Here is a 25,333-nt window from a genome sequence, read left to right on the forward strand (position 1 = left end):
CGATTTAGGAGCGCATCTGCGGAATTGCCAGAGTCGAGAACGCATCCGTGCAGCTCAGCCGCGGGGTATCGGCCCCGGGGGATCGTCCGCGCGCAACCAGCCGGTAAGCGAAAGACGCAGGCCCGGTGCATAATGCGCCACCATCTCCACAGAATGCGGAACCGGCACGGTAAAGACGCTGACCGCGTTGAACGCGGGCCTGATGGCCTGCACCACGTCGCCGTCGGCGTCAAAGAACTGGAGGTATCCGCCCCAATCCTTTTCCCAACCCTTGGTCAGGCTCAGCACATAGGCCGCAACCCGCTTTTCCTGGTGGTTGATGTCGTCGTGGCATTTCAGGAAATGGCCCGGTCGATAGAGTGTCGCCTGAGCGTCGGCCCAAAGTATATCGGGCTGCCCGGTCAGCGTGCGGAAGAAATTCAGCATGAGCGGGCTGTTGAGGAACTCGTATAGCTCGAACAGCTGCAGCCGCGGATGCGCGGGCGCGAAATAGCGCACCGAGGTCGGATCGTAATTGTATAGAAACTGAAACTGATTTCGTGCGCGCTCGGCGATACCGGCCATCAACTGACCGGTCTGTTGTTGCGACAGTGCCGCGATCTGGTCCGGTGACAGGCGGTGCACGGTCTTGCCCTCATTGAACGCGATCGACCAGGGCGTCTCGGCGAGCATCGCATATGCCCGCTCGGCATCTTCAACCGCCATCAGATCGCGAACCTGGAGCCGACCTCGTTCGGCATAAGCGCGCGCCAGAGCGGGCAGATCGTGATCGGGGTTGAGCCGCATGCCGGGCTTGCATCCTGATAGGCTGGAGGCGTGGACAGGCTGAGGCTATAGCCTGCATGTTTCCCGCTTGCACCCATCCGAGAGAGCATGACCGAGCACGCCTCCAAACTTGGCACCGATCCATGCTGGCTGCCCCACCGGGTGGACGTTCGCAAAGGGGAGGTCTCGTTCCTGCGGCTCGACCGCGAAGCGCACCGCCGCGCGACATTTCTCACCGACGAATATATCGGTGTCGACACACCGCGCCGCACGTTGCCGATCGCGGCCTTGGACGTGGCGGCCCGTAGCGCGATCCCGGGGCGCTGCCATTTCATCTTCCATTCCGCATTCTGCTGTTCAACCCTGCTAGCGCGCGCCTTCGACATTCCCGGCAGCGCGATGGGCCTGAAGGAACCGACGGCGCTGATGGACCTCAGCGAAGCGGCGTTGAGTGGCGTTCAGATCGGCAGAATCCTTGGTCCGGTGCTTGACCTGCTCTCCCGTCCGCTGAGCCCAAGCGAGGCGGTCGTGATCAAGCCGACCAATGTGGTCAACCCGCTGATCGACGCGCTCCTCGCGCAACGTGGCGATGCCCATGCGCTGTTACTCTACAGCCCTCTCCCCGCTTTCCTGCGCTCGGTGGCGCAAAAAGGCCTCTTCGGGAGGATCTGGGCGCGACGCAGCGCCGCATCGCTCGCGCGCCGGCCTGAATTCGATCCGGGCTACAGTGCGGCCGAGCGGTGGGAGCATAGCGATCTGCAGGTCGCGGCACTCGCCTGGCTGCAGCAACAGGCTCAATTCGCACGACTTGCCCGCAGTCAACCGGCCGGTCGCGTAGCAACGCTCGACAGCGAGACCCTGCTTGCCGACCCGTTGCGCGCGCTGACTGCATTGGCCGCATTGTTCCAGTTGGACGTGCCTGGCCTGGCATTGGACGAGATTGCCACAGGACCTATCTTCACGCGCAATTCGAAGCGCCATGATCAGCCGCTCGATGCGTCGTTACGCGCCGAGCAGCATGCCCAGGCAGCAAATGCCTATGGCGAGGAGATCACGATGGTCGTGCGCTGGGCGGAGGCCGTGGCGAACCACGTCGGCATCCCGATGCAGTTGAGCGCGCCGCTAATCCGTTAGCGGGTCAGCGGTTAGGCGACGACGGCAATCTGCTCCAATGCGGTGCGCACCGCCGCGACAGCGTCGGCCGCCTTGGCGGCATCCGGACCACCGCCCTGAGCCATATCCGGGCGGCCGCCACCGCCCTGCCCGCCGAGCGACGCAACCGCCTGCTTGACCAGTTCTACCGCTGACCAGCGCGCCGTCAGATCGTCGGTAACGCCTACCGCGACACTCGCACGTCCGTCATTGACGGCGACGAGAACGGCGACGCCCGAGCCGAGCCGGCCCTTGGCCTCATCGACCAGCCCGCGCAGGCCCTTGGGATCGAGGCCATCGATCACCTGCCCGATAAAGCCCACGCCCGCCACTTGCTCCAGCCCGGCAGCTTCGGTCTTGGCTGCACCGCCACCGCCGAGCGCGAGCGCTTTCTTCGCCTCGGCAAGCTCCCGCTCGAGCTTGCGGCGCTCTTCGATCAGGGCCGCCACGCGCGCTGGCACTTCCTCCGGGGACGATTTGAGCGCAGCCGCAGTTTCGCGCAGCCGCTCCTCGCGTCCCGTCAGCCACAACCGCGCCGCTTCGCCGGTAAGTGCTTCAATGCGGCGTATCCCGGAGGAGACCGCGCTTTCGCCGACGATCTTGAAGACGCCGATGTCGCCCAGCGCGCCGACATGCGTGCCGCCGCACAGTTCCACCGACCAGGGCGCATCGTCGCCCTGCCCCATCGACAGCACGCGAACCTCGTCGCCATATTTCTCACCGAACAGGGCCATTGCGCCTGCAGAGATGGCGTCCTCCGGCGTCATCAGGCGGGTCGTGACCTCGTCATTCTCGCGGATATGGCGGTTCACCTCGACTTCGACTGCAGCGATATCTTCCTGCGTCAGCGCCTTGGGGTGCGAAAAGTCGAACCGCAGCCGCTCGGGCGCAACCAGGCTGCCCTTTTGCGTGACATGGCCGCCGAGCCGATGGCGTAGGGCGGCATGCAGCAAGTGCGTGGCGGAATGGTTGGCGCGCAATTGACTGCGGCGCGCGACATCGACCGACAGATGGATCGCGTCGCCGACCTTGATGGAACCGTGCGTGACCGTCGCCTTGTGAGCATGAAGGCGCCCCAGCGGCTTCGACGTATCGCTAACAACCGCGTTGAAGCCATTGTCATTGCTGGCCGTACCGGCATCGCCCATTTGGCCGCCGCTCTCGCCATAAAAGGGCGTCTGATTGGTGAGGATGGTCACTTCGTCGCCTGCCGCCGCCTGCTCGACGCGCGCCCCGTCCTTTACGAGCGCAACAACTTGCGCATCGCCCTCGTGGCTGGAATAACCGATGAATTCGGTGCCGCCCTGTTCTTCGGCAATGTCGAACCAGACATCATCCGACGCCTTGTCACCCGAGCCCTTCCACGCTGCCCGCGCTGCAGCCTTCTGCTCGGCCATGGCAGCGTCGAATCCGGCCCGATCAACCTGCAGGCCCTGAGCGCGCAGCGCATCCTCGGTCAGGTCGTAGGGAAAGCCGAACGTGTCGTAGAGCTTGAAGGCGACGGCACCCGGCAAGGTGTCGCCCTGCCCCATCGTGGCGGTCGCCTCGTCGAGCAGGCGCAGACCGTTGGCGAGCGTCTGGCGGAAGCGCGTTTCCTCCAGCCGCAGCGTCTCCTCGATCAGGGGCTGGGCGCGCACCAGTTCGGGGTAAGCGGCGCCCATTTCGGCCACCAGCGCGGGCACCAGGCGGTGCATCAACGGATCGGCCGCGCCGAGCAGATGCGCGTGGCGCATCGCGCGGCGCATGATCCGGCGCAGTACATAGCCGCGGCCTTCATTGGCCGGCAGCACGCCGTCGGCGACCAAGAAACCCGAAGCGCGCAGATGATCGGCAATGACGCGGTGCGAAGCCTTGTTGGCGCCGTCGGTCGCGCTCTTGGTAAACTCGCCCGAGGCGGCGATCAGTGCTTTGAAAGTATCGGTATCGTAATTGTCATGCACGCCCTGAAGGACCGCGGCGACCCGCTCCAGTCCCATGCCGGTGTCGATGCTGGGCTTGGGCAGATCGCCGACGATGACATCCGCTTCCTGCACATATTGCATGAAGACTAGGTTCCAGATCTCAACGAACCGATCGCCATCCTCATCCGGGCTGCCGGGAGGGCCGCCGGGAATATGATCGCCATGGTCGTAAAAGATTTCCGAGCAGGGCCCACACGGACCGTCGGACCCCATCGCCCAGAAATTGTCCTTGGTCGCGATGCGAATGATCCGGTGATCGGGCAGGCCGGCGATCTTCTTCCAAAGATCGAACGCCTGATCGTCAGTATGATAGACCGTGGCGGTCAGCTTATCGGCAGGAATAGCCCAGTCCCGCGTCAGCAGGGTCCAGGCGTGTGTGATCGCCTGTTCTTTGAAATAATCGCCGAACGAGAAATTGCCGAGCATCTCGAAAAAAGTATGGTGGCGGGCGGTATAGCCGACATTGTCGAGATCGTTATGTTTGCCGCCGGCGCGGACGCATTTCTGGCTCGACGTTGCCGTCGAGTAAGGGCGCGTTTCGAGGCCGGTGAAGACGTTCTTGAACGGCACCATGCCGGCATTGACGAACATCAGGGTCGGATCGTTATGCGGCACCAACGGCGCCGAAGGTACGATGCGATGGCCTTCGCCCCCGAAATAATCGAGGAAGGAACGGCGGATGTCGTTGGTCGATGTCATGGACGCGACTTAGTGGAGGGTGCCGCCCTTCTCAAGCGGCAGGTCGGTGGGGAGCTCCAAGCCGGCGTTGCGGGCGGACGCTATACCGGCTGGTCGATCGATCCCGGCGGTTGGCTGAACCATTTCGGCCCCGCCTCCGTCATGTGAAAGCAATCCTCGAGCCGGACGCCGAACTTCCCTGGAATGTAGATGCCGGGCTCATTGGAAAAGCACATGCCCGGCGCCAGCAAAGTCGCCTCGCCACGAACCAGATTCACCGGCTCATGTCCGTCGAGGCCAATGCCGTGGCCGGTCCGGTGCGACAAACCGGGCAATTTGTAGCCAGGTCCATAGCCGAACCCCTGGTATAGTTTCCGAACCGCGTCATCGACGCTTCCAGCCGGAACGCCGATGCGTGCAGCGGCAATCGCCGTCTGCTGACCCTGATGAACCTGATCCCATACCGTCCGCTGTTCCTTCGTGGCGGCGCCGAAGACGAAGGTGCGCGATACGTCGGATTGGTAATCCTCGACCGTGCACCCACAATCCATCAGCACAATTTCGCCGCGGTCCACGCGATGCACCGCCTGTGTGCCATGCGGGTAGGCTGCCGCCTCGCCAATCAGAGCCATGCTGAATTCGGGCGCACCGCCGAGCTTGACGGTGGCGGCGTCCATCAGTGCGCCGATATCGCGCCCGGTCATGCCTTTCTCGACGCGGGGGTGGACCCAGCGATAGGCAGCGATGGTAATGTCGGTCGCCCGCTGCATCAGCGCAAGTTCGGGCGCGGTCTTGATCATGCGGCAACGGCGCACGATCGAATTGCCCGAGACGATCGAGGCGCCCGGCATTGCCCGCGCCAGCGCATCCGGAATGAAGAAGCGAACGCTCTCCTCAATCGCAATCGGCCTGCCCGCAAGCTTGCGGTCGCGCAGGAAGCCCGCAACCACCGCGAGCGGGTCTTCATCTTCCTGCCAGACACGCACGTCGGCCGGGATGCCGAGCGTTTCGCGCATCCGGGGTTCTTCGAAGAAGGGTGAAACGATGCACGGTTCGCCCTCGACCGGAAGCACCGCAAGCAGTGCGCGCTCGCTGCGGCCCCACCGTATTCCCGTGAAATATACCAGCGACGATCCCGGCTCGATCAGGACAGCGCCGATGCCGTTCGCCCGCATGAGGGATTGGGCGCGCGAAAGCCGCTCCGCCCGCTCGGCGCGGCCGATCGGCTTCACGCCGACGGTCATGGGCCGCAGTGTCGACAAATCGGGCTCGGCAGCGCGAACGATCGAAGAGAGGGGCAGAAGCGGCAGAGCCGCGGCGGCGCCCATCAAGGACCGGCGGCTTGGACCGAACGAGTGGGTGATATGCATCGTCAAAGGATAGGCGCCGCCGCGCGCGCGGGACAAGTGCGAAGCGGCGGCACCTATGGCAAGCATCAGCCGCCCAGGAATGTGTCAACCTTTTGCAGAAAGATCGCCGGCTGATCGATCATGATGAAGTGATAGGATCCTTCGATCCTCTCCGCCTTGCCGCGCGGCAAGGGCGCGAACGCCCCCGTATAGAGCGTGTCGAACATTTGCTGCGGCATTCCGCTCGTCGGGTCCCACGGATAAAGGATCGTCACCGGCACCGTTATCTTGGGGAGGTCCGGCCGGACGTCGGTCGTCATGTCGTCGTACAGCGCCGCTGCCACTACCTTGTAATCGGAGGCAGAAGCAGCGGCGATCGCGGCATCAGCCTCGGCATTGTGACTTTTGATCAGCCGAGCCATTTGCTGCGGCTCGGCCGCGGCATAAGCCTGTTGCGTGCCTGCGATGATCTGGTCGCGCAGCGCCGCAGCTTGCGGGGCGACCATGGCGACATTCGCCTGGGGCCCGAACATCATGCCGATGAAGGGCAGCGAATCCACGATCATGATCCGGCTGGCATCGCCCGGGTGATCGATAGCGAGTTTCATCGCCATGAGCCCGCCGAGCGAGTGACCGATCACGGCTGCGCCCTGCAGATGGTTGGCCGCGATATAAGCGTGGATTGCGGCGACGGTCGGCTCCAACACCGGTCCGCTCGCATTGCCGCCGGCGGGTGTGCCGCCAAAGCCCGCGACCTGCACGACATGGACCCGATGCGTCGGCGCGAGATGGCTGACGGCGGCGTCCCAGACATGCGCCGAACCGGCAAGCCCCGGAATGAGAATGATGTCGGGCCCCTTGCCTGTAACGGACACGGTGATCCGATCGGAGCCGGGCGCCGTAAACGGCACCGCCGCCGACGCGGCAAAATCGCGAGTGAATTTCCCCATGATGCCGGGATGGATCAGTTGCACGCTGAGCAACGCCGCCAGGTAGATTTTGAAGCGAAAGGGCATGATGTTTCTCCCTTGTTAGACGTCTGAAAAGATGTGCTCGATTGGCAGATCGAACAGGCGGGCGATGCGGAAAGCGAGCGGAAGCGACGGGTCATATTTGCCTGTCTCGATCGCGTTGACGCTTTGGCGCGATACTTCGAGCCGATCGGCGAGGTCCGCCTGGTTCCAGTCGCGCTCAGCGCGGAGGACTTTGAGACGGTTCTTCATGCGCCCCTTACCCTCTGGACACAGGCGACGAGGCCGAGCGCGGCAAACCAACCAACCGCGACGTAGAACATCGGCACATGCGGTACGCCCGCATCCTCCAGGAAGCCCCACAAGGTCGCGACCGAGAGCATGATGCCTGTCGCCCACAGCGACTGAACCGCGACCTGCATCCGGATATATTCGTCTTTCTCCTCGACGAGATAGCGTCCCATGATGGCGAAACAGGCCATGACCGGCAGCGCGGGCAATGCTGCAAGCAAATAGCGTGTGGAGGGCGCTGCCGCGTCGAACAGCCGATGTTCGAATGCTATCATGATGATGTAGAGCCCCATCGCTGCTCCGATGCGCAGGTGATAGCGGCGTTGGGCGGGGTTGCTGGAATGTTGGCGCATGAAAGTTTCCTTGTCCTTATGACAAGGTAGCTTGTCTCACGCAGGGCGGCAGCCTGTCAAGTGTGCTTGTCAAAATGTCGTTGCTGCTTGCCTAATGCTAATGAAGGCGCGGAACCGGTGGGTTCCGCGCCTTCAAACTCCAACAAAGACGATGATATTTACGCGTCGTCGTCCGCCTCCGGGCCGGTGATCATCTTCTCGGCGACCTCGGCCACGTTGGCGCGGATCGCCTTTTCGAGGCGGGCGCAGACTTCGGCATTCTCGCGCAGATAGACTTTCGCATTCTCGCGGCCCTGGCCGATGCGGATGCTGTCATAGCTGAACCAGGCGCCCGATTTCTCGACCAGCCCGGCCTTGACGCCGAGATCGAGGATTTCGCCAACCTTGGACACGCCTTCGCCATACATGATGTCGAACTCGACCTGCTTGAACGGCGGCGCGACCTTGTTTTTGACCACCTTCACGCGGGTGGTGTTGCCGACAATATCGTCACGATCCTTGATCTGCCCTGTGCGGCGGATGTCGAGCCGGACCGAGGCATAGAATTTGAGCGCATTACCGCCGGTGGTGGTCTCCGGATTGCCGTACATCACACCGATCTTCATGCGGATCTGATTGATGAAAATGACCAAAGTGCGCGAGCGGGAGATCGACCCGGTGATCTTGCGCAGCGCCTGGCTCATCAGGCGCGCCTGCAAGCCGACGTGGCTGTCGCCCATCTCGCCCTCGATTTCCGCACGGGGAACGAGCGCAGCGACCGAATCGATCACCAGCACGTCGATCGCATTCGAGCGCACCAACGTATCGGTGATCTCCAGCGCCTGTTCGCCCGTGTCCGGCTGCGACACGATCAGATTGTCGATGTCGACGCCAAGCTTCTTGGCATAGCCCGGGTCGAGCGCATGTTCCGCATCGATGAACGCGGCGGTGCCCCCCGCCTTCTGCGCTTCGGCGATGGCATGGAGCGCTAGCGTGGTCTTGCCCGAGCTTTCCGGACCGTAAATTTCCACCACGCGGCCACGCGGCAAGCCGCCGATGCCGAGTGCGATGTCGAGTCCGAGACTACCGGTCGAGATCGCCTCGATCTCGATCTTCTCGCGGCTGCCCAGCTTCATTGCCGAGCCTTTGCCGAAGGCGCGGTCGATCTGCGCCAGTGCGGCGTCGAGCGCCTTTTGCCGTTCGCTCGTGCTAGCCATATCGCCGTTGATCACCTTCAGAGAAGCCGCCATGTCCCAAGCCCTTGTCGCTAGAGGAAGTCTTTCGCACGTTCAACGCGTGAAGGCTTTGTACACGGAATGTTCCGCTAGAACAAGAGGAGAACTTCGTTCGTCGGCGAGCGCCGTCAGGAGGCGCGCGCCGGAATGGTGGCCAGGACGTTCTGCACGCCATCAAGTGTGAAGGGTTTGGCGAGCTGCAGCGCATCGGCATGGGCCGCCGGCGGCGGCTCGACATGACCGCCGCTTGCCAGCACGAACGGTATGTCGCGCGCCTTCAGCGCGTCCGCGACCGGCCAGCAGGCGCCGTCACGCAGATTGACGTCGAGGATCGCGACGTCGAAGCCGCCCTCCTCCACCTTGACCAGGGCGCCGGCCACGCTGTCGCAGGCGCCGGCGAGCCTGTGGCCCAGCATATCGATAAAATCCTCGATCATCATCGCGATGAGCGGTTCATCCTCAATGACGAGGACGGACAAGGGTTCGGTCATTCCGCGCCCCATAATGAGCCCGAAGGCGCACGCCTAGATGGATTCGCCGTCCGAAACGAGATGGGACGGGCGCGGCCGGCCGCCGCGCCCGCGACCATGCTTACCAGACGAGCACCCGCTGCTCCGGCGTCAGGTACATCTTGGCGGTCGGCACCGGCTTGTATGCGTCGTACCAGGGCTGGAGGTTACGCACGATCCACGTACGCTGGACCGAAGGCGAATGCGGGTCGGTCAGCAGGCGCTGGCGCAAATTGGCCTCGCGATAGGAGCGGCGCCACACCTGCGCCCAGCCGAGATAGAAACGCTGGTCGCCGGTCATCCCGTCGATCACCGGAGCTGGCTTGCCGTTAAGCGAGGCATGATAGGCGTCGAGCGCGACCGTCAGGCCGGCCAGGTCGGCCATATTCTCGCCCAGCGTCAGCGCGCCCTGGACATGCATGCCCGGCAGCGGTTCGTATGCGTCATATTCCTTGACGAGCTTGTCGGTGAGCGCCGTGAAGCGCGTTACGTCCTGCGGCGTCCACCAATCGGTCAGGCGCCCGGTCTTGTCATATTTACGGCCCTGATCGTCGAAATGGTGGCTCAGCTCATGGCCGATCACCGCACCGATACCGCCGTAATTGACCGCCGGATCGGCGTGCGGATCGAAGAAAGGCGGTTGCAGGATCGCGGCCGGGAAGACGATCTCGTTCCACACCGGGTTGGCGTAGGCGTTGATCTCCATCGGGGTCATGCCCCACTCACGCCGGTCGGCGGGCTTGCCGAGCTTGCTCAAGCCATATTGCCAGTCGAATTCGTTTGAGCGCTTAACGTTGCCGTAGAGGTCGTCGCGGGCGACCGTCAGGCCCGAATAGTCCCGCCAATGATCCGGATAGCCGATCTTGGGCGTGAAGGCGGCGAGCTTGGCGCGCGCCTGCTGGCGGGTCGCCGGGTCCATCCAGGCGAGCGTCTGCAGGCGGCGATCCATCGCGGCGATGATATTCTTGACGAGCCGGTCGGCCGCTGCCTTGGTTTCAGGCGGGAAATATTTGGCGACATAGGCCTGGCCGACATCCTCGCCCATCGCATTCTTGACCAGGTCAACGCCGCGCTTCCAGCGCGCCTGGTTCTGAGGCGTGCCCGAAAGCGTCGTGCCTTCGAACCCGAAATTGGCGTCGACGAAGCGCCGCGACAGCCACGGCGCCGCCTCGTCGATCGTGTGTGCGAGCAGATAATCCTTGAGCAACGGCAGCGGTGCGTCAGCGATCAACTTGGCCGAAGCGATGACCGCACTGGGCTGCGCGACGAGATAATGATTGTCGCCGTTGAGGCCGGCGGCACCGAGATAGGCCGCCCAATCGAAACCGGGGGCGTTCTTGTCGAAGTCGGCGCGCGTCCAGACGTTGTAGGTCTTGTCGGAATCGCGGCTTTCCACGCGGGTCCAGTGGATCTGCGCGAGCCTGCCCTCGAAATCGACGATCGCCTGAGCGCGGGCGGCGCCATTGGGCTCGCCCGTCAGGCTGAACAATTGGGTAAGATAATCGACATAGGCCTTGCGGGCGGCGACGATCGGGGCGTCGGTCTTCAGATAATAATCGCGGTCGGGCAGACCCAGGCCGGACTGCGCGACCTGGATGGTCGGACGATCCGGATCCTTGTCGTCGAGCGACACATAGGCCGCGATCGGACCGCGCACGCCGTTGCGCAGGGCAAGGCCGAGCGCACGGGCATAATCCGACTTGGAGCCGATCCCCTTGATCGCGGCGATATCGCTCTTGATCGGATCGAAGCCCTTCGCCTCGATCGCGTCTTCATCCATGAAGCTCGTATAAAGCGCGCCGATCTTGGAATTGGGATCCTTGGCAGCCGCATCGAGGATGCCGCGCGTGCGCGATACCGACAGATCGTCCAGCACCGCGAACGCACCATAATTGGAGCGGTCGGCCGGGATCTCGGTAACCTTGGTCCAGGTGCCGTTGGCGAAGGCGTAGAAATCGTCCCCAGGCGCGACGCTGCGATCCATCCCTGCCTCATCGAAGCCGAACGTGCCGATCTGCGGCTTGTCCGCGCCAAGCGCAGCCTGCTGGCTCGCGACCGGGCCTACTGCGGCGCCGACCGGCTTCTTGGCATTTTCGGCAGGCGGCGCTGCGACGGCGGCGGACAAAGCGAACATGCTGGCGGCAAGCAGGAAGAGAGACTTGGAAACCATTCGGGACAAACCTTATAAAATCGGCCTATTGCCAGCGGGTTAACGCCTCTGCCGCCGCGCGCAAAGCCCCTTTCCCAAAGATTCGAGGGGCTGGATCTGCGTGCCGCTTAGCGGTCGTTTTAAAAAAAACACCAGATTCGAACTTGATGGCACATTAGGGAGTGGCATGCATGCGATATATCGCATGCAGACCTGGTCGCGCCGTGTCGTACGCTATTTGCGTACATTTGTCAAGGCTGCGGGCCAGGTCGGTTTATGTCGGTAAAGACCCGGCGTGCGTAGGCACGAAGGCTCAGCCGCGGTCGCGCATCAGGCGGGCCTGGTCGCGCTTCCAGTCGCGATCCTTCATCGTCTCGCGCTTGTCGTGCAGCTTCTTGCCCTTGGCGAGCGCGAGCTCGACCTTGGCGCGGCCGCGGCTGTTGAAATAGACCGCCATCGGAATGAGCGTCATGCCCTCGCGGCTGACGCCCGTGTGCATCTTCTCGATCTCGCGTTCGTGCAGCAGCAATTTGCGCGGGCGCTTGGGCTCGTGATTGAGGCGATTCCCGTGACTATATTCCGGGATGTTGGCGTTGATCAGGCTGACCTGACCATTCTTGACCTCGGCATAGGCCTCCGCGATCGAGCCCTCGCCGAAGCGTAGCGCCTTCACCTCAGTCCCGGTCAGGGCAATGCCCGCCTCGAAGAAATCCTCGAGGAAATATTCGAAGCGCGCGCGCCGGTTCTCGGCGACGACCTTCTTCTTGTCGAATTCGGGGGGACGCGGACGGGCCATGCCGGGGCGACGTAGGGAATGTTCGGGAAAGTTGCTAGGGTTCGCGGGTCAGCTGCCCCGCCGCCCCGTGTCAGGCCGTGCGAGAAGGCACAGGATCCCGTCACGAAGTCGATCATCACGCCGCGAGCGCGCACCAAATTCTCATCGAGCAGCCACCTATCCTGCGGATCCGAGCCAGTGGCGGCCGAATTGCCGGTCCAGTTCGGGCGGATCGATCGGCTCCAGCCCCGAACCGGGATAGAATGACGCTTCCCCGAAACGAGCATGGCCATCGACTTCGTATAGATCGATCCGGACGAAATCGAATCCGCGCCCGAGTGCCTCCGCACCGGCGATCATCTGCGTCAGCGAAGCGGGCGGGCGGATGTCGCGATCGCCATCCCGCCGCGAGAAGGGACGCCATGCCGGATCGAACAGAACCCAACGATGCCGCGTAGCGCGATCGAGATGGACCTGGATTGCGCGCACCCGTCCATGGAAGACGAACAATTTGTAATCGATCGGCAAGTTAAGGCTGCTGCAAAGAAAAGGTTCGATCAGCAATCCGCGCGGCACGTCGCGATAGCCCCATTCGTCTAGCCAGCGCCCATACGGCCGCCGCATCCACGACGCTGCCATGCGACGCACTTTCGCCCAATCCTCTCCTTCATCGCGGACGAAGCATATCTGCCCGCAACCATGGCGCGACTTCAGCACGAAGGGTGGCGCGCAGGGCGGACGATCAGGCAGCGCGTTGCCGGACCATAAAGTCGGCGTGACCCACGCACCGCCAAGGATGTTGGCGACGGCGTGTTTGGCAGCGAGCTTGTCGATCCAGCGGGGGATGCGGCAATCCCGGTCGATCAGCTTGCGCCGCTGGACGAGTTCGGTGAACAGAAGCGGCGCGGCGAGCGCCAGCGGTCGCCGGTGTCGCCAGAGATAAGTCAGGTGCAGCCGCAGCCATGTGGCAATGGAGTTTCCCTCGTCTCGCCGGTCGGCAAACCGCAAGGCCGAAGGCAGAGGCAGCCGCAATGCGATTTGCCGGGAAGCGGTCTGCGCGGTGGCGGCCGAGAAGCTGGCCGTCGGCAATGGCCGCTCGCGGGCCGCCACGGCGTCTTTAGGAGAAAGACGGCTTTGGTGCGGCATGCGCTAGAAAGTGTTGCATTCGGGGGATGTTCCGACATCAAAAATATAATCGAACGAGGATGCGGGTGCGCCACGACCGCGGCGTCGGAAACTATTCATGACCGCGAGACAAGCGAGGCGCTTGCAACGTTGCGACGTGCGGTTCCGTAAACTTCGGGACCGCCCCGCCGCGGACGGGCGCGCATGGACCGATGGCGTTTCATGTCGAGGCCGGACAGCGGGATCGGACACGAGGGTCAAGATGCCGAGCCGCATGGAAGCGGTATTGCAGGTCAGTTCGCGCCGATGAGCGTGGAAGGCGTAAGATCGGGCGCGACCACGACCATGTCATAGCCTTCGACCATCCGGCGCCAGGCGGTGCTCATGTCCGCGGGCGACCGCTCCCGTAAGGGCCGCAGATCGATCAGGATCCAGTCGCGTGCGCCAGTGGCGCTGTCCGGCAACGCATCCTTGAGCCAGGCATAATCCGGGTCCTGCGTCATCACGAACGGCTCGTGACGGACGGGCCGGCCGACGCCGGCATATAAAGCGTGAACGCCCCTCGCACCATAAACGGCGATGTGGAGCGAGCCCGTCCCCTGCCCTTCCGCGCGTTCCGCGACGAAATTGCCGACGTCCCTTTGGCCCAGTGCATTCACGCCTTTCGCCATGTGCACGTCACCGAATTTGAACAAGATGCGGGGCGCTTTCGGGCCTGCCTCAAGATGTTTGACCAAGGTACGCTTCATCAGCCGGGCGCGCTGCCCGTTGGAGGCAAAGGCCTCGCTATTCTGACCGAGATAGATGGCGCGCGTTTCCACCAGCGCTTGGAACAGGCTGCGAACCCGGTCGCCCCCGTCGCGGGCGATCGCCGCCCGGGCCTGCGCCAATTGCGGATCGGTGACGCTGAAAAGGAATAGATCGCTCGGAGAGCCGGACGCGCGTGCCTTCGCAGTCGCGGTCAGGTCCGCCGCTGCCAATGTCTCGATCGCGGCGCGGGCGACCGGCCCGGGACGGGCCGCCAGCATCAGCTCGAAGAGGTGGCCCGATGCGCCGAAGAATTCCTGGTCGAGCCCCCAGACCTGAAAATGCGGCCCCGCCAGCCGGGCGCATTGGGCGGCCATGTCGCTTTCGTCCAAACCGTTCTGGAAGGCGAACGCATCGGGATGCGCCTGCATGAAGGCGGCGAGGCGTGCGATGCGGTCGGGACGACGCAGGACGTCGTTCACCACGCGCGCAGCCTCCGGCCCGATCTCGACAGCCAGCGCGTCGAGCCCGCCAGGCGCCATCAAGCGGCACAGGCCGGTGGTGAATCGCGGGATTTCGCGCGAAAGATGATCCTCACCAATAAGGACGTAACGCGCATCCGCCACCGCTGTGGCCAGTATCGCGGCCCCAGGTCCGTGCAATCCGCCGCCATCGACGACCAACGTGGTCCGCGCCCGCGCGAGCCGCGTGGCGAACGACACCTTCTCAGCCCGCGCCGGCGTGCAGGCGAGGGGCACGGCCATACAGGCGATCAGTGCTGCCGCGACAATCCTCAATGGCGTTCCTCTTCGCTCGATGTCATCTCTCTATCCGACCGCGGCCAGTATCGTGCCCATCATCGCGCCGCGATCGAGCGGTGTGGCGCTGTTGCGGCTGTTCATCAAAACCGCGACGAAGACATCGTCTTCCTGCCGCCAGAACATGACCGCGTTGTAACCGAAATCGCCATCGCCGCCATGGAAGGCGACATGCCGCCCCTTGCGGTCGAGCCAATGGAACAGCCCTGCTCCGTAACTGATATCGATATTGTCGGGGCCGACATAAGGCCCCCGCCCGTAGGTCGGCGCGCCGCTGAGCAGCAATCTGGCGCGGGTGACGGGCTGCAAGCCGGGGCCGGCCAGGAAATAGCGGTTGAGCCGATAGAGGTCGTCGACAGTGCTGCCGATGCCGGCTGCGCCCAGAAGGGACCATGTATTCGGCCACCTCGACGGAAATCCGATCGCTTTGCCGTCGATATATCCGTTCGCGACCGCCGCTGTCCCAAATCCGCCCATCCCGAAGAAGTTGGTGTTTCGCAGCCTTGCGGGCTCGAAGATCAGCCGGCGGACGACAGCCTGGAACGATTGCCCCGAGACGCGCTCGATCAGCAATGCCAGGAGCTGAAAATTGACGTTGGAATAATGGAAGCCCGAGCCGCCTTTGCGGGATGGGACCATCGTCGCGATTTCGGCGAAGGCCTGGATGTTCGTCCTCGGGTCGAGGTCGCCTCCCTCGAGATAGTCGGGAAGGCCGGTATCGTTGTTCAAGGCATGGCGGATCTTGATGTCCGCCAGGGGTTGTCCCAGCTCAGGCAGATAATGCCGGATCGGCTTGTCGAGATCCAACGCGCCCGTCTCCGCCAGCCTGAGCGCGGTTATGGCGGTGAATGTCTTGCCGATCGACAGCACGTCGAAGACCGCATCGGGCGCCGGCGTGGCTATGGCGCCCGCCTCGTCCGCGACCGCTCCGCGCCAGAGGATGCGCCCCCCTTTGGCGACCAAAGCGGCACCGGTCGCCTTGCCGCTTAAAGCCGCGCGAACCGCATCGCCGGTCGCGGAGGGGGCGGCCTTTGCCCGGCCCGCCAGTGCGGCAATCAAAGGAAGCACCGCAAAGGCGCGTCGGCTCAATTCGACCATGATGGCCGTCTCCTCGCTTCGTGCTGGGCTTCCGCCGCGCGCCCGGCGTCAATCGGCATCGCATCGTAGTCCCGTGGGCGCGATACGCTCGGCGGCGGGATCGCGCCCGCGCACATAATCGGCAAAGCTCAAGGACGCGGGCAGGCTGGGCGTCAGGCTTCGCGCGTTGAGCCGAAGATAGACCAGGTCGGCGGGAACAGCCGGGCCGCCGGGCGCATAGATGTGGGCGCGATCGGCATAATGAAGGTTGATGCCCGAATTGGGCAGGAGGACGTTGCCGCCCTCTGCCCAGAAGAACAGCCGGTCGCCGGGCGCGCTGCCGACGAACACGGGCTTGCCGTCCTGTGCGAGGATGGCGGCCGGAGTGATACCGGCGGAAAAAGTACTCGGTCCGAGGATGACGAACAGCCGCCCCCGCTCCTGCGCCAGCGGGCTGTGCGCGATCTGTTCGAACAAGCCTTGAGTCTTCTGGAGATTGCCGCCGGTATTGAAGCGCAGGTCAACGATCAGGCGTGCCCGGGGGGCGCGCGCAATCTCCGCCAGCACGCGCTCGCCGAATTCCGCAAGCGTGGGGCGGCCCGGCTGATCCTCGGCGCGATTGAAGGCGAAATAGAGCAGGCCCGCGCCGCACCGCCTGAGATCGTACCATGTTCCCGGCTGCTCGAGGTAAGCCGGCAGCGCGCGGCCGGCGAGCACTTGCACCCAGCCCCGCGCGGCGGGATGCGCGGGCGACAGGAACCACCAGCTCTCCTCCGGAACCGTACGCCGCGGCTCGTCGCTGGGAGCCACGCTCGCCGCGAAGCGCCGGCCGTCCTTCTCCAGTCCCAGCCGCACGCGGCCATCCCCCCGGATCACGCCCGTCCCCAGGAGCGCGTCGGGACTGGTCAGCGAATAGGTGGCCATATAGCCGGCCCAGGTCGGTGGCCCCGCATAAAGCGGGCGCACGGCGGCTTCGGCACGATGCATGGATTTGCCCGCAATGCCGGTTATCCGCGCACCCAGCAGGGCCTGCTGTTCCGGCCGCGTAGCGATGATCCGCCACCCGTCGCTGAACTTCCAGATGCGGATCGGATAGCGCCGCCACCAGCCACGGTTGCGCAGCAGATAAGCGCGCGTGTGGCCGTTATCGGCAAGGGCGGCGACGCGCGCCAGCTCGGCGACGATCTGCTGGCCGGTCAGTGCCGGGATCGCCTCCGCCAGGCGGGCAAGGCGTTCATCGGCCAGCGCCCGCCGTTCGGGCGTGAAGCTTCGGTCCTGCCGCAGGAAGTCCGTGCGGGCGACCGCCACATCCTGACGCCAGCGGTCGACAGCGGCAGGCGGCTGGGCGGCGACAAGGCCGGCGATCAGCAACGTCGAGAGACTCATGGGGCCCCCGAGCCGATAATATCGGCCAATGGCTCGCGGGCGCGCCCCCTGCCCGACATGCACGCGCTCACGACCATGCGACCGTGATAATCCACCAGCGCGTGCCGTCGAACAGGAGGTGGATGCTGTTCGTGCCCGACGAAAAGGCAAGGGCGTCGTTCGGCTGATGCCTCGATTCATAGTCCGACTGAACGAATATGAGATCCCCGAAGGTTTCGCGACGCGACCGCGTCTCGCGCTCGAAGAAACCCATTTTGTAGAGCAGCGGCTGGCTCCGCGCGATATAGTCGTCGGGGGTCATTATCCTGGCGCGGGCCTGGCCCTGGGCATCGCGATGGATCGCGATCATCCTCGCACCCGGATAGAACAGGCTGCGAAACCGGTCCCAGTTCCGTTTCTCGCCCGCCTTGCCCGAAATCACGGCATAGAGCGCGGCTATGATGGCCTCCGCGGACGCCACATCGCCATTAGCCGCCGGTGCCTGCGCCGCCGGGACAGCGGGGTCCGGCGGCGGCGCCGCCGGCGCGCTCGCCGCAGCGTCGGCGGCCGCCCGGTCGCGCAGCGCGACAAGCGTGGCGCGGTCATAGGGTCGCCCCCCGGCGATGACCCAATCCGGCTCCCGCAGCACCGCCAGATTTTCGAGCGGACTTCCCTTGACGAGGATGAGGTCCGCGCGCGCGCCGACCTCGATCGCTCCGAAATCGGCCTTCCAGTGCAAGCTCGATCCTCCATTGACCAACCCGCGCAGGTAATTGCGTGGCACGATCGTCGCGGCGCGCAACGCGGCTTCGGCGCCGAGCCCGGCGCGGGCCAGCGCCTCGATCTCCGCAATCATTCCGTCGCCCCAGACCTGGAACGACTGGGCGGTATCCGAGCCTGCCATGATCGGCACGCCGGCCTTGTGATAGGCAGCCACGATCCGCCGCCGGATGCGGACCAGCCGGTCGGCATCGACCCCGCTCAGGCCGCCTTCTGCGGCGAATTGGCGATGCTGGTCCGCCCATTGCCGGAGCACCGCCGGCGGAACGTAGCGCATGGTCGGCCGAGCGCTCAGTACGCCGACCGGCGTGTCCATGTCGGCCAGCCGCTCGAAGATGGCGAGCGTCGGGTCCTGCACGCTGCCGGCGGCCTTCACGCGCGCGGCAAGGGCGGTGAGTGCCGCATCGCCGATCTGGTCCAATTGCTGGAGAATGGCGGGCGGCGGCACCTGCTCGTAGCCCACGCGCGAGCCCGGCGGCAGAAGCTCCGCCAGCGCGCTATCAAGATGCTCCACCTCCTCACCGGCCGCCAGCGCCCGGGACAATCCGACTTCGTTGGTGACGTGACCGGCAACCGGCAGCCCGACCTTGCGGGCCTCGTCCTGGACGGCCTGCCAGACGACGAGATCGGGGAGGTTATGCGATTTGATCAGGTCGAAGCCGGCGGTCCGCGCGCGATCGACGGCGGCTATCGCCTGTTGCGGGGTGGTGGTGTTGCCATCATGCAGCGCCGGCGAGGCGGCATAGATGCGCGGCCCCGGGATCCGCCCCCGCTCGACCGCGTCGCGCAACGCGATGTGGTTGACGCCGCCCGCCATGCTGCGGACGGTGGTGACCCCGTAAGACAGCATCACCGCGAGCGCGCGTTGCGCCGCATCGCCGTCGGCGCCGGCCGTGTTGGCGAGATGAACATGCATGTAGACCAGCCCGGGCAGCAGCGTCTCGCCCCGGGCGTCGATGATCCTATATCCCGCGGGTGGCCGGATCCGGCTGGCCGGCCCGACGCGCACGATCCGCCCATCTGCGACGAGTATTGTGAAATTGCGAAGGATCGCCCCGCCGGACAGGGTCACAATATCGGCCCCGGTGACCGCGAGCCCGTGCGCGACCGGCGGCGCCGATACGGGCGGTGCCGCCGCGACAGCCGAACCCAGCAGCGCGGGGACGATCGATGCCATCAGCAGCCGCTTGACCATAGCCCCCCTCTCGACCGCGCGAGCCTAGCGGGCGGTGAGGCAGGCGAGTTGACGGAAGTTGCGAATTGAGCGGTTCAGGCGTGGGCGGCCTCGCCCGGCCGCAACCGGCGAACCGGCGGCTCGCCAAATGTCCTCTTATAAGCATGGCTGAAGCTGCTCCCGTCGGCGAAGCCGAAGCGATCGGCGACGAACGCATAGGAATGACCGTCTCCTTCCACCGCGTGACGCGCCAGATTGAGGCGCAGGCGCCGATGATAGGATGCGGGCGTTTCCCCAAAGCAGTCGCGGAAGCTGCGCAGCAGTTGGAAGGGTGAGACCGCGACCTCCAGTGCAAGTTCGTCGAGCGGGACCGGCCGGCTCGTTACCGAATGCAGATAGGCGCGAGCAGAATTCATCCGCCGGACGGCCTCGAAACGTGTCCGCCGTTTCAGCCCCGCGACCGCCTCGACCTGATCGTCGAGCGCGAGCAGCGTTTCCGCCGCCAGCCTCTTCGCCTCCGCCGCTACCCGCCAGGGTTCGTCGATCGCCGGCGCGGGCAGGCTCAACCGCTGAAGTGCATTTCTGAGCGCGGTGCCGAGCATGCAGCTCGCCGGCAATATTACGGGCGCATCGACAAGTAGGTCGGCCGCGCCATCCCCGGTGGGCAGGAAGATGCAAAGGCCAAGCGTACCCTTCAACTCGCTCCTGCGGATCTCGGCCTCGGATCCCATCTGCTGCGGGGCGATCATGAACTGATCGTCACCGACCCGATAATGGCGCCCGCCGATCCGGTAATGCTCGGTCCCGCGCCCGACGTAGCGCAATGTCAGGCCATGCCATTGCGGGCCGACCGCATGTCCATGCAGAATATTGGAACGGATGACCCAGGCGCGTTGCGTCGCGTCGTCTTCGATGGAGCGCCCGCTAAGTTCCCCGCTCAACTCCGCATAGGCTACCTTCATCGGCCTTCCCCCACGATGCGAGGTGTAGAAGGAGACGCCGCGTTATCAAGTGGCGGCGGCCGGGGCATGATGTTCGGCGGCTCGCCTGAGCAGCTTCCTCCCCCTCGGTGCCACATCGGGATTCATGCGTTGTGCAGCGCACCCGTGCGTAACAGGAACCGCCCTTGACCCAAGTCGCCCTTGTCTGGCTGCGCCAGGACCTTCGCCTGACCGATCAGCCCGCCATCATCGCGGCCGCGGCCGCCGGCGCGATAATTCCCGTCTATGTGCTCGACGACGAGATTCCGGAACCGCGCTATCGGATCGGCGCGGCGCAGCGCTGGTGGCTGCATGGGTCGCTGACGCGGCTGGCGGCCGACCTCGAGGCGGCAGGATCGCGGCTGGTGCTGCGGCGAGGACGGTCCGACGTGGTGTTAGGGCGGCTGCTCGCGGAAACCGGCGCCACGCAAATCCACGCGCTGCGCCACGCCGAGCCGTGGTGGCGCAAGGCCGAGGCCGAGCTGGGCGATCGGCTGGTCCTGCACGACGGCAATGTGCTGGTGCCGTCACGCGAGGTCCTGACCGGCGGCGGCCAGCCGTTCCGCATCTATTCCGCCTTCTGGCGGGCCCTGCAGACCCACTTGCCCCCTCCCGCCCCGCTGCCTGCCCCGAAAATATTGCCGCCGCCCGAATGCTGGCCGGCCTCTGACCGATTGAGCGACTGGAAATTGCTGCCGACGCGGCCCGATTGGGCGGCGAGCTTCGACATGACGCCGGGGGAAGCCGAAGCCGCGCGACAGCTGGCCGATTTCGCAGATCGGGTCGACGATTATGAGACTGCCCGCAATCTGCCTGCCGAGGAGGGCACGTCGCGCCTGTCGCCGCACCTGCATTTCGGTGAAATCTCGCCGGCGATGGTGTGGCATGGAGTGGCCGGCCATGCCGCATCGGAGAAATTCCGCAAGGAGCTGGCCTGGCGCGACTTCACCCAAGGGGTGATCCTCGCCCTGCCGGACTATGCGGCGGTCAACGGCAATCGCAAATATGATCGGCTGCCGTGGCGCACGGGCAAGGCCGCCGAAGCGGATCTGCGCGCATGGCAGAAAGGGCGCACCGGCTATCCGATCGTCGATGCCGGCATGCGCCAATTGTGGGCCACCGGATGGATGCACAGCCGCGTGCGGATGATCACCGCATCGTTTCTCGTGAAACATTTGCTGATCGACTGGCGGCGTGGCTGGGACTGGTATTGGGACACGTTGGTCGACGCCGATTACGGCAATAACAGCGTCAACTGGCAATGGATTGCGGGCACGGGCGTCGGCGCCAACATGTTCAGCCGCATCATGGCGCCGCTGGTCCAGAGCGAGAAGTTCGGCGCGGGCGACTATATTCGCCGCTGGGTGCCGGAATTGGCCGACATTGCGGATGGGAAGATCCACGATCCCGGGCCGGTGAATGGCTATCCTGCCAAGATCATCGGCCATCGCGAGGGGCGGGAACGTGCGCTGGAGGCGGCGCGCAGGCTGCGCACGCCAACCGGCACAAGCGACGATTAGAAACGCACTTCAGACCGGTCGGTCTCGCAAGTTGCTGCTCAGCTAAGGCGCGCACGCTCCAACGCGGCATCCACCGCGGCGCGGCTGGCGGCGCCGGGCGGCGTCATCGGCAGGCGCAGTTCGGTGGGGAAGTCCTGCCGGACCTTGCCGAGGGCATATTTCACCGGCCCGGGGGATGCATCCGTGAACAAGGCGGCGTGGAGCGGATAGAGCCGGTCCTGCAAGGCCAAGGCATCGGCCCACCGTCCCTCCCGGCACGCCCGCTGAAATGCCGCGCACTCTTTTGGCGCGACGTTGGCGGTCACCGAGATGCACCCTGCCCCGCCCATGGCCATGAAGCCGAGCGCCATGTCGTCATTGCCCGACAGCTGGCAGAAGTCGGTGCCGCAGGCGAGCCGTTGGGCGGAAACGCGGGCGGCGTTGCCGGTGGCGTCCTTCACCCCGATCACGGTCGGCAATCGGGCGAGTTCGGCCATGGTCTCGACCGCGATGTCGACGACGGTGCGCGCCGGGACATTATAGAGCATGATCGGCAGGTCGCAGCCGGCGGCGAGCGCGCGGAAATGAGCGAGCACGCCTTCCTGATTGGGACGGTTATAATAAGGCGGCACCAGCAGAGCGGCGTCGGCGCCGGCGGCCTTGGCCGATTGCATGTGGTGAAGCGCGACCCCGGTATCGTTCGAGCCGCAGCCGGCGATGACCGGCACCCGGCCGGCGGCCTGCTCGACGCAGACCCGCACGACGCGGTCATGCTCCTCGATCGTCATGGTCGCGCTTTCGCCGGTGGTGCCGCACGGCACGAGCGCGGACGAGCCGGATTCGATCTGCCAGTCGACCAGCGCGCGGAAGGCGGCTTCGTCGATGGCGCCGTTGCGGATCGGCGTAACCAGGGCAGGAATCGACCCGCTAAACATCCATAGTCCCTTCAATTTCCGCGTCCGCGGCGCCATATCGGGCGTATGAAGCCAATCGGTAATCGTAAGCGTCGCGCGTCTGATAGTGATGCCCCTGCCCGCCTGTCCAGCATCGCGCGCTTCGGACCGGCAGCTTTGCTGCTGGTCTCGGTCGCAGCGGGCGCAGCCGTCCTGACGATCCAGACGGAGCAGCCGGCCGGGATACAGAGCGACAGGGCGGCATCGGCCGACGCGAACTGGCGTCCGGCGCGGACCGATGCGCTGTGGCCGGTAATCGACGAATGGACGCGGCTCCGCCAGAGCGACCGGCTGCCGTTCGCCGACTATGCGCGCTTCCTGATCGCGCACCGCGCATGGCCTGGCGAGCCCGCCATGCGCCGCGCCGCCGAACGGCAGATCGCGCCGGACCAGAGCGATGCGGCCTTGGTCGTGCAATATTTCACGCTCTACCCCCCGCTGACGGGCGCCGGACGCGTGCGCTACGCCGAGGCGCTGGCGGCGACCGGCCAGACCGCCAAGGCGCGCGATGCCGCCGCCGCCGCCTGGACGATGAGCGCGGTGTCGGCCGACGACGAGGCGCGGCTGATCGCCCGGTTCGGTGGCCAATTCACCCCATCCGAACAGGATCAGCGGATGGAAGTGTTGCTGTGGGACCGCGCGAGCGGTTCGGCCCGGCGCCAGCTGGCATTGGTCTCGGCGCAGCGACGCCCGATCTATGCCGCGCGGCTGGCTTATCAGACGCAGGCGCCGGATGCGGATGCCCAAGGCGTGGCGCTCGGCCCCGATGCCGAGCATGACGCGGGCTATATCATCGACCGCGCTTTGTGGCTGCGCAACAGCGCGCGCGAGATCGATGCGCGCACCTATCTGGCGCGGGCAGAGACGCTGGCGGCGCCGGCGTTTGATCCCCAGGCCTATCTCGCGACATTGCTGACCTTCGCCAGCGCCGCCGCGCACGACAAGCAATGGAGCCTTGCCTACGGCATCGCTGCCAATCTGGACCATGCCTTCCCGAATGGCGCCGACATCCGCGCGCGCGACCTGACCGAGCGCGATCCCTATACCAGCCTGGCCTGGCTGGCGGGGACCGCGGCGCTCAAGCAGCTTAACCGGCCGCGCGACGCCGAGGCGATGTTCGCCCGCTACCGCCAGGCCTCGCAGACGCCGGGCAGCCAGGCCAAGGGCGATTATTGGGCAGGCCGCGCGGCGCAGGCTGCCGGCGATGTACCTGCGGCGAACCTCCATTTCGCGGCGGCGGCGGCGAATGTCGACCAATATTACGGGCAGCTGGCGACCGAACGGCTGGGGCGGACCATCGCCGTTCCGGCCGATCCGCCGCCGCTGGCAATCGCGCCCGAGGTGCGGACCGCCTTTGCCAATCGCGAGGTCGTGCGCGCGGTGCGTCTGCTCGGCGAGCAACGTGACTGGCAGACGCAGACGGCCTTCGTCCGCAAGATCGCGGCAGATGCCGAGACGGATAGCGATCATGCGCTCGCCGCCGAACTGGCGCGGTCGATCCAGCGGCCGGACCTGGGCGTGATCGTGTCGCGCAACGCGCGCAAATCCGGCGCGCGCGATCCGATCCGGATCGGCTTCCCCACCGTGCCGGTGCCGCCGACGATGGAATCGCACTGGACGATGATCCACGCCATCGCGCGCCAGGAAAGCCAGTTTGACCGCGAGGCGCTGAGCCCGGCGGGTGCGCGCGGGCTGACCCAGCTGATGCCGGCCACGGCGCGCGAGCAGGCCGGCAAGCTCGGCCTGCCGTGGGACCCGAGCCGGCTGACCAAGGATATCGGCTATAATGTCATGATCGGATCGAGCTTCTTCGATCGCATGCTGACTTATTATTCCGGCAGCTATGTGCTGGCGGTGGCGAGCTACAATGCCGGGCCCGGCAATGTGAACAAATTCATCCGCGCCAATGGCGACCCACGCCAGCCCGGCGTCGACGTGGTCGACTGGGTCGAGGCGATCCCGCTCACCGAGACGCGCTCCTATGTGCAGAAGGTGCTGGAGAACGCGGTGGTGTACGACTTGTTCAACCCGGCGCGTGCGCGCACCCCGGAGAAAGACCGCCTGTCTTATTACCTCGGCAAGAAGAGCGCGGGTTGAGGGGCAATAAAAACAATCATGGCTGACGAGCAGCCGATCACTCCGGCAGGATTTGCCGCGCTCCGCGTCCGCTACGAGGAATTGTTTCAGGAACGGCCGAAACTGGTCGAGACGATCTCGTGGGCCGCAGGCAATGGCGACCGTTCGGAGAATGGCGATTATATTTACGGGCGCAAGCGGCTGCGCGAGATCGATCGCGAGCTGTCGCACCTCTCACGGCGGATGAAAGCGGTGAAGGTGATCGATCCGGCCGCGCAGCCCGACCGGGCACGCGCCTGGTTCGGCGCCACCATCACCGTGACCGACGATGCCGAGCTGGAACGGGTGGTCACGTTGGTCGGCGAGGACGAGGCGGATGCGGGCGCAGGCCGGATCAGCTGGCGCTCGCCCTTTGCCCGCGCGCTGCGCGGCGCGTCCGTCGGCGACATGCGCACCGTGGAGCTGCCCGGCGGCACGCGCGATTATGAGATCATCGCGATCGAATATGGCGGTTGATCCGACGCGCGGAAATCGCGTCGCCAGCACAAGATCGGCGCGCTAGGAGCGCCACG

General features: G+C 65.3%; 21 protein-coding genes. 4 read left to right on the forward strand and 17 right to left on the reverse strand.

Annotation, left to right across the window (positions count from 1 at the left end; translation table 11 throughout):
• Positions 1 to 54: 54 nt before the first annotated feature.
• Positions 55 to 786: a 2OG-Fe(II) oxygenase gene (locus tag DX905_RS02515; protein ID WP_116089923.1), complete on the reverse strand. Its 732-nt coding sequence runs from the start codon at positions 784 to 786 to the stop codon at positions 55 to 57.
• An 87-nt stretch (positions 787 to 873) separates the two neighbouring features.
• Here DX905_RS02515 and DX905_RS02520 point away from each other — a divergent pair, with 87 nt between their 5' ends.
• Positions 874 to 1,899: a hypothetical protein gene (locus DX905_RS02520; RefSeq protein WP_116089924.1), complete on the forward strand. Its 1,026-nt coding sequence runs from the start codon at positions 874 to 876 to the stop codon at positions 1,897 to 1,899.
• 11 nt (positions 1,900 to 1,910) lie between these two features.
• Here the strand turns inward: DX905_RS02520 and alaS are convergent, their stop codons facing one another.
• The 15 genes from alaS to DX905_RS02595 all read right to left on the reverse strand — a co-directional run bounded on the left by alaS (position 1,911) and on the right by DX905_RS02595 (position 20,215).
• Positions 1,911 to 4,577: an alanine--tRNA ligase gene (gene alaS, locus DX905_RS02525; protein ID WP_116089925.1), complete on the reverse strand. Its 2,667-nt coding sequence runs from the start codon at positions 4,575 to 4,577 to the stop codon at positions 1,911 to 1,913.
• Between the two features lie 80 nt (positions 4,578 to 4,657).
• Entirely contained in the window at positions 4,658 to 5,884 is a 1,227-nt protein-coding gene (locus DX905_RS02530; RefSeq protein WP_240320920.1) for a M24 family metallopeptidase, read from the reverse strand.
• Positions 5,885 to 5,991: 107 nt separating this feature from the next.
• Entirely contained in the window at positions 5,992 to 6,921 is a 930-nt protein-coding gene (locus DX905_RS02535) for an alpha/beta fold hydrolase (RefSeq protein ID WP_205412180.1), read from the reverse strand.
• Positions 6,922 to 6,936: 15 nt separating this feature from the next.
• Complete coding sequence (locus tag DX905_RS02540) at positions 6,937 to 7,128, reverse strand: helix-turn-helix transcriptional regulator (RefSeq protein ID WP_116089926.1); 192 nt, start codon at positions 7,126 to 7,128, stop codon at positions 6,937 to 6,939.
• Positions 7,125 to 7,520: a hypothetical protein gene (locus tag DX905_RS02545; RefSeq protein ID WP_116089927.1), complete on the reverse strand. Its 396-nt coding sequence runs from the start codon at positions 7,518 to 7,520 to the stop codon at positions 7,125 to 7,127. Before DX905_RS02545 ends, DX905_RS02540 begins: the two co-directional genes overlap by 4 nt.
• Before the next feature lie 158 nt (positions 7,521 to 7,678).
• Positions 7,679 to 8,749: a recombinase RecA gene (gene recA / locus DX905_RS02550; protein WP_116089928.1), complete on the reverse strand. Its 1,071-nt coding sequence runs from the start codon at positions 8,747 to 8,749 to the stop codon at positions 7,679 to 7,681.
• A gap of 113 nt (positions 8,750 to 8,862) precedes the next feature.
• Positions 8,863 to 9,225, reverse strand: coding sequence for a response regulator (locus DX905_RS02555; protein WP_116092272.1), 363 nt, complete (start codon positions 9,223 to 9,225; stop codon positions 8,863 to 8,865).
• Between the two features lie 100 nt (positions 9,226 to 9,325).
• Complete coding sequence (locus tag DX905_RS02560) at positions 9,326 to 11,413, reverse strand: M13 family metallopeptidase (protein ID WP_240320688.1); 2,088 nt, start codon at positions 11,411 to 11,413, stop codon at positions 9,326 to 9,328.
• Between the two features lie 292 nt (positions 11,414 to 11,705).
• A complete protein-coding gene (gene smpB, locus DX905_RS02565; protein WP_116089929.1) occupies positions 11,706 to 12,188 on the reverse strand; it encodes an SsrA-binding protein SmpB in 483 nt (160 codons plus the stop codon).
• A 156-nt stretch (positions 12,189 to 12,344) separates the two neighbouring features.
• The gene (locus tag DX905_RS02570) at positions 12,345 to 13,277 is read right to left on the reverse strand and encodes an ATP-grasp fold amidoligase family protein (protein ID WP_240320689.1); all 933 of its coding nucleotides are present in this window, start codon (positions 13,275 to 13,277) and stop codon (positions 12,345 to 12,347) included.
• A 308-nt stretch (positions 13,278 to 13,585) separates the two neighbouring features.
• On the reverse strand, positions 13,586 to 14,803 hold the full coding sequence (locus DX905_RS02575) for a hypothetical protein (RefSeq protein WP_116089931.1): 1,218 nt from the start codon (positions 14,801 to 14,803) through the stop codon (positions 13,586 to 13,588).
• Positions 14,804 to 14,866: 63 nt separating this feature from the next.
• A complete protein-coding gene (locus DX905_RS02580) occupies positions 14,867 to 15,955 on the reverse strand; it encodes a serine hydrolase domain-containing protein (protein WP_116089932.1) in 1,089 nt (362 codons plus the stop codon).
• Between the two features lie 48 nt (positions 15,956 to 16,003).
• Positions 16,004 to 17,320, reverse strand: a complete 1,317-nt coding sequence (locus tag DX905_RS02585; RefSeq protein ID WP_116089933.1) for a hypothetical protein — start codon at positions 17,318 to 17,320, stop codon at positions 16,004 to 16,006.
• A 67-nt stretch (positions 17,321 to 17,387) separates the two neighbouring features.
• The gene (locus DX905_RS02590; RefSeq protein ID WP_116089934.1) at positions 17,388 to 19,274 is read right to left on the reverse strand and encodes an amidohydrolase family protein; all 1,887 of its coding nucleotides are present in this window, start codon (positions 19,272 to 19,274) and stop codon (positions 17,388 to 17,390) included.
• Between the two features lie 74 nt (positions 19,275 to 19,348).
• The gene (locus DX905_RS02595) at positions 19,349 to 20,215 is read right to left on the reverse strand and encodes an AraC family transcriptional regulator (protein WP_116089935.1); all 867 of its coding nucleotides are present in this window, start codon (positions 20,213 to 20,215) and stop codon (positions 19,349 to 19,351) included.
• A 164-nt stretch (positions 20,216 to 20,379) separates the two neighbouring features.
• On the opposite strand from DX905_RS02595, the gene DX905_RS02600 reads away from it, so the two are divergent.
• Complete coding sequence (locus tag DX905_RS02600; RefSeq protein WP_116089936.1) at positions 20,380 to 21,753, forward strand: cryptochrome/photolyase family protein; 1,374 nt, start codon at positions 20,380 to 20,382, stop codon at positions 21,751 to 21,753.
• Between the two features lie 38 nt (positions 21,754 to 21,791).
• Here the strand turns inward: DX905_RS02600 and dapA are convergent, their stop codons facing one another.
• Positions 21,792 to 22,667, reverse strand: coding sequence for a 4-hydroxy-tetrahydrodipicolinate synthase (gene dapA / locus DX905_RS02605; protein ID WP_116092274.1), 876 nt, complete (start codon positions 22,665 to 22,667; stop codon positions 21,792 to 21,794).
• Positions 22,668 to 22,712: 45 nt separating this feature from the next.
• On the opposite strand from dapA, the gene DX905_RS02610 reads away from it, so the two are divergent.
• Together DX905_RS02610 and DX905_RS02615 are read left to right on the forward strand one after the other, a co-directional pair.
• Entirely contained in the window at positions 22,713 to 24,782 is a 2,070-nt protein-coding gene (locus DX905_RS02610; RefSeq protein ID WP_116089937.1) for a lytic transglycosylase domain-containing protein, read from the forward strand.
• Positions 24,783 to 24,800: 18 nt separating this feature from the next.
• Positions 24,801 to 25,277, forward strand: a complete 477-nt coding sequence (locus DX905_RS02615) for a GreA/GreB family elongation factor (protein WP_116089938.1) — start codon at positions 24,801 to 24,803, stop codon at positions 25,275 to 25,277.
• The last annotated feature ends 56 nt before the right edge of the window (positions 25,278 to 25,333 follow it).

It is taken from the genome of Sphingomonas crusticola (genome assembly GCF_003391115.1).
GTDB lineage: Bacteria > Pseudomonadota > Alphaproteobacteria > Sphingomonadales > Sphingomonadaceae > Sphingomonas_I > Sphingomonas_I crusticola.